General features: G+C 53.5%; 1 rRNA gene. It reads right to left on the reverse strand.

The features are described 5' to 3' along the window. A 23S ribosomal RNA gene (locus tag AC27KL_RS28055) occupies nt 1–651 on the reverse strand; the annotation flags it as partial.

Below are 651 nucleotides of genomic sequence, written 5' to 3' on the forward strand. Positions count from 1 at the left end.
AGGTTAGAACCTAGATACGATCAGGGTGGTATCCCAACGTCGCCTCCACCTAAGCTGGCGCTCAGGTTTCAAAGGCTCCCACCTATCCTGTACAGATCGTACCCAAATCCAATATCAAGCTGCAGTAAAGCTCCATGGGGTCTTTCCGTCTTGTCGCGGGTAACCTGCATCTTCACAGGTATTAAAATTTCACCGGATCTCTCGTTGAGACAGCGCCCAAGTCGTTACGCCATTCGTGCGGGTCAGAATTTACCTGACAAGGAATTTCGCTACCTTAGGACCGTTATAGTTACGGCCGCCGTTTACTGGGGCTTCGGTTCACAGCTTCGGGACTAATCCCTAACCGCTCCCCTTAACCTTCCAGCACCGGGCAGGCGTCAGCCCGTATACTTCGCCTTACGGCTTCGCACAGACCTGTGTTTTTGCTAAACAGTCGCTTGGGCCTTTTCACTGCGGCCCCCTCGTGCTATTCACACTACCGGGGCACCCCTTCTCCCGAAGTTACGGGGTCATTTTGCCGAGTTCCTTAACGAGAGTTCTTCCGCGCGCCTTAGAATTCTCTTCTCGCCTACCTGTGTCGGTTTGCGGTACGGGCACCTTCACCTGGCTAGAGGCTTTTCTTGGCAGTGTGAGATCATGACCTTCGGTACT

It is taken from the genome of Paenibacillus sp. YAE3, from assembly GCF_057546105.1.